General features: G+C 64.0%; 3 protein-coding genes. All 3 read right to left on the reverse strand.

What is annotated here, in order from left to right; translation table 11 throughout:
* On the reverse strand, positions 1–4,087 hold a 4,087-nt coding region (locus FNH05_RS32195; RefSeq protein WP_144592617.1), incomplete at its 3' end, for a WXG100-like domain-containing protein.
* A gap of 9 nt (positions 4,088–4,096) precedes the next feature.
* Positions 4,097–4,453, reverse strand: a complete 357-nt coding sequence (locus FNH05_RS32200) for a hypothetical protein (protein WP_144592618.1) — start codon at positions 4,451–4,453, stop codon at positions 4,097–4,099.
* On the reverse strand, positions 4,453–4,830 hold the full coding sequence (locus FNH05_RS32205; protein WP_144592619.1) for a YbaB/EbfC family nucleoid-associated protein: 378 nt from the start codon (positions 4,828–4,830) through the stop codon (positions 4,453–4,455). The genes FNH05_RS32200 and FNH05_RS32205 overlap by 1 nt, the downstream gene beginning before the upstream one ends.
* Positions 4,831–4,903: the final 73 nt, after the last annotated feature.

The following is a 4,903-nucleotide window of genomic DNA, read 5'->3' on the forward strand; positions in this document are numbered from 1 at the left end:
GATAAGGGGATGGCGTTTGGAGCCGTTCCACAGCGGCCTGCGCCTGCAGGCCCGGGATGGCCCCGATCATCCCGCTCCGCGCCTCGGTGAGCGCCTTGTCGGCAGCGGCCAGTGCCTGGCCGTTCTCCGGCGTCGGGTTCTTGCTGTGTTTGGCGCTGGCGTCCTGGTATTCGTCGTGCGCCTGCTCATAGCGGATGACCACCTGCTGGACCCGCGCGTCGAGCTCCAGTTCGAACACTTCGTCGTCCCGGGACGGGTAGAAAACCACGTCACCGGGGTCCCCATTGCGGGCGGCGCGGTTCTCGGCCTGAATATCGATATCCTTGAACGGGGAGTTGGCGGTGACCCGGACCCGAAGGCCTCCCGCCTTCCTCGCTGCCTCGGTCAGCGGGATGTCGACACCGCGCGCCCCCTGCATGTTGACAATCAGCACCTTGCCCGGCGCGCCTGCTCTGTTGATGATCTCCGCGAATTTGTCCTCTGCTTTGACGCCCCAACTCGTGTACCGTTCCGCGTCGACCGCCTCGACCTTCATTCCTTCGGCCTTGAGTCGTTTGTACAGTTCGCCGACCAGGTCATTGCGGTGGGCGATGATTACTTGAGGCCGTCCATCCGGTGTCCAGAAGTCTAGGACATCGCGCGTCAGTGCGTCGATTTTCTCGTGCAAGTTCAGGGTAAAAACATCGGCGAGTCTCTGCAGGCGAGAACCGTAGTAGAGGGGTACGCTGGCGACATCTTCGGAAAGCCCTTGCGCGCCATACTCCGCTTGGTGTCCGTCTGCCGTCCCCGAGGCGCCGTTCACGCTTTGGATCAGCTTGCCCTCGCCGTAGATCTCTTTGTCGCTAATCGAGGTGTCCAACTCCGAATCATTACGGATCCGCACCCCTTCCTTCGCCTCGATCGCTTGCGCCAGTCCGCCGTTCCATCGGCTTTCGGTCGCCGTCAAGGGGTCGTACAGGACCTGGTGGGTAGTCGGGTCGAGAATCTTGATCGACGGACCTTTGGGGCTATTGGCATGCGGCCCAGTGGGATGCCTCCCATTGTCGCGAATGTAATGAACACCTCTCTTGTACTCCCATTTGGCGGCGGCCGCCATTTCTAGCCGATGGACCTGCTCCAGTTTCGGTGCTCCGCCCAGGACTTCTACAACCTTCTCCGCTCCTTCCTTGTTCAGGACTAGGAGTCCATTCCTGCGCCCTCCGAAAGTGTCGAAATGTTCCCTTGTGAGGTGTTCGTCAACGAAATTCATCGCGCTGAGGACCTCTGCCTCCACCTCCGGCGGAGCGAAGTGGTCCACGCCCTTGCTCAAGAAATACGTCGTGTCCGAATATATGAATGCTTCGTCGATCTCATCGACGATGGCGTGGAACCTGTTTCGCTTACCCACGACCTCGCCCGGCAACAGATGCTGCCCGAGCTTTGTGAAAGACAGACTCTGCTTGGTGCCAACGTAGATGGTCGGCCTGCCATCCCGAGGCGCCGGAATAGGGCTGTGGGGGGTTATCGGGTGGATGTCGATGTCGAGCCCACTCAGAACTCTTCGGTAACGCTGGAGTTCGCGCGTGGCCAGGCTTTCCCGAGTCTGGATCGCGTACACGGCATCGATATCGTCCCGAAGTGCCTCTTGCACGGCGTGCACCAGATACACAAACGACTTGCCCTGGCCCGGACCCATGTTCACGATCTTGCCTTCGCCGAGAAACTTCGCCGCCGCCATCTGCGTCCAGCGTAAAAAGACCTTCTCTTTTCGGCGAAGAATCTCAAAGATCGCGGCCGCCACTTCGTCGGGACTGCCGCGCAGCAGGCTCTTAAGCTGTTCCGTGGTCATGTCTTTCAGACCCCCTTCGCGGTAGAGCCTGTTGATCCCCTCCATGAGCTCAGCGGTCTCGTGATCGTCATTCGCGTTCGCCAGCCAAACCTCGTACTCTGTCGGGTCCAGTGGCTTTTCGGTCCTGGACCAGCCGCCGTCGCGATGGGCAAGAAACGTGATCGGTTCGTCCAGTGGTTTGCCATCGGCGCCGACGAATTGGCGGTACAGCACCGGTTCTCCGGTTGCCCGGTCCAGCGCCACCTCGCTTTCGGCGGGCAATGTGTGACTTGACCCGTCCACCAAATCCAACTGCACCGGATCATCGGTCTTCTTGATGACCACACCGCTTTTGCCCTGTTGCTCCCGTGGACCGGCGGGACCACCCTCGACGGTGGTCATACTGTGCGGTGCCGACGCGTTCGGAGCGGAGCCGGGTTCGCGCTCTCCAATCTGAGTGACCCCGGTCGATCCGGTGGCGGCCTTCGGTGTCGCGTCCGGATCGACCGGCGCCGCCACCAAGGCGCCCTTCTGGCTGCGTGGTCCGGTCTTCCCGCGTGGCGTGGGTTGGCCGCCTGGCTCTGCCTGCCCCTGGTGGGCAACCGACCCCTGCTTCTCCGCGGGAGGCGCCGCCTTGTCCGATGCGGCAGGGACTTCTGCCTTCTTGGCGGCTTCCTGGCTTGTTTTCTCTTGCGCGGCGCCGTTCGCGGAGTTCTGCGTTCGTTGGCCTGCTTCCGGCGAGGCCGGCTGTTGCGGCTTTTCCGCTCCTCCCGTCGTTCCTTGGCGCCCAGGCGTCTCGGAAGGGGGGGCCTGCCGAGCCGACGATTCGGCTCCGGCCGCCTTTTCCGAGGCATTGGCCGAATTCTGTCCGGGCGAGGCAGTGGCCTCTCCACCGTGGACGACGTTGGTGGTGACTGGCACCCCAGGATTCGACTGCGGCGCCGCGGCCGAGGTGGCCTCGTCGGAGCCCTGACCCATATTCGCGGTGTGGTTCTCGTGGCCTGCGTTTTCGGCGTTGTTCTCGGGGCCGCTGCCGATCGCAGCGGTCTCTTCGTGACCGGCATTCCCGCCGCTGCTTTGGTGAACACCTTCCGTGACGCCCGTCTGCTGCCCCCCGGCCTCCGCTGTTCCGGCCGGTGCCTCTGAGCTCTGGGCGTGTTCGGCCTCCATCGAGGCGGTTTGAGCGTGTTCAGCTGCCGCGGGTGCGGCCGCGGTGTCGGAGGCCCCCAGGTCAGCGGATCGCGGAACCTTGGTTGGTGGGTGGTCACCGCCCCCTCCGCCGTCGGCGCCAGGCTTGATCAGGTCGGCCAGGGTGTTGGCCTGGTTACCGCTGATGCGCTCGTAGGTGTTGCGCCCGCCGTGGGCGGACAGTGCTCCGCTACCGCCGATGGCCGCGCCGCCGATCGCGCCGTCGACCGCGCCGTCGACCCCACCGGTCACAAACCCGGTCAATGCGCCGGCCCCCAGACCCGTTGCGGCCGCGCCGGCCGTGTTCCCGAGTTGGGCCGCGACGGCATCCGAGACTCCGGGGACGCGGCCCACCGCCTGGGTGACGCCGTTCGTGACCCACTTTCCAGGACCCACATAGACCGCGTGCGCGACTCCGCCCGCCAAGGCACCGGTGCCCGCAGCCTTCGCGACATCGCCCCAGTTGATGGGACCGTACCCACGGAGGTTGCTCAGCTCCTGCCCCGCGAGATTGCCCAAACCGCCGAAGGCAGCGCCGATACCTACGTTTATGGCCCCCTGAGTCGCGAACCTGGCAAAGGCACCCATCTCCTCGACCTTCGCGGCGAACTGTGCCATTCTTCCCGCGATCATGGCGCCGAACCTGGCCGCGAAGAACGCCTCGCCCAACGGCCCGGCCAACGCGAAGGACAAACCGAACAAAGCGACGTTGAACGCGAGATCCGCGATGATCTCACCCTTCATGTCGGAGATACTCTTGGCATATCCCCGACACAATTCGGCGAGTTTCTTGCATTGATCGACAAGGAGCAGCAGCCCGCCGTCGCCGTTGCCTCCCACGAGATAGTTGCGAATGGATTCGTTGGCACCGTATCCGGCCAAATCCGACCACGCCTCGGAAAGATCCTTGAGGGGCGCCTTGCTGTCGTTGATCAGCTTCGTCAACGCCGTTGCGAGCGCATCCCAGGAGTCGGCCAGCTTCTTCGCGTCGCCCTCGCTGTCGCGTGGCCAGATCGCGTCGATTCCCCAGATCTGTTTGGTGCGTATGAAGAGCTGGTCGCTCGGTTCCTGGATGTCCGTCGCGTCGGCCATGTCCGGGTCCTAGCCGCCGGGTTGCTGCGATCGCAGGCGGGCGGCGTTCTCCGCGTCCACCGTCCGGTACTGGTTGACCGACGTAAGGCCGTGCTCCACACCGAGATCGAGTACTCTCGGTGCTTGATGAGCGTAGCGGAAGGTCTCGACCGCGGGAGTCTGATAGGAATTCAGGAAATTCTTGCCCGCCGTTCCGTTTCCGAGGGTCATCTCCTGTTCCAGGACTTTGCGAATGGCGGGCAGCGCGTCACTGAAGGCCTTGCTGACCTGACCCAGTGCCCGGAACATCCGCTCGGTCGCATCGGGATACATGTCGATGAGACCTTCGCGATTGAGACTGATCCCGGGCTCGTCCGGCGGTGCCATCAGCGTTCCCTCCTCAGGACCTGCCGGTCAAGCTGGTGCAACAGTGGATCGGCGCGCAGGTCGGTGTTCTCCAACTGCGCGCCGGGCGGCAGGTAGGAGGCCAGAATGTCGAAGGTCTCCCGCCGGGCGAGTTCCGCCGCCTGGTGCACGACGGCGGTGATGTCCGCCGCGAGTTGCGCCGAGTCCGGAGCACGGTAGATGCGCGCGTCCAGCCGCAGTTCGACGAGTTCCCCGGCGCTGCCGACGATCGCGGTGATCAGGCCGTCTTCGGAACTGGCTTCGGCGCGGATCTCCGCCATGCGGCCCTGCGCGGACCGCACGTCTTCGGCCAGTTGGCGATACTCGTCGTACATGCTCACGTGGACTGGAGTGTTCATGTCGGCTCCCTTCTCCTCCCCGGAGACAGTCTGGCGGCAAGATCGGTCCCGCCCGGCCTGGTGACCTATAGCG

Source organism: Amycolatopsis rhizosphaerae, assembly GCF_007713715.1.
GTDB classification, from domain to species: domain Bacteria; phylum Actinomycetota; class Actinomycetes; order Mycobacteriales; family Pseudonocardiaceae; genus Amycolatopsis_E; species Amycolatopsis_E rhizosphaerae.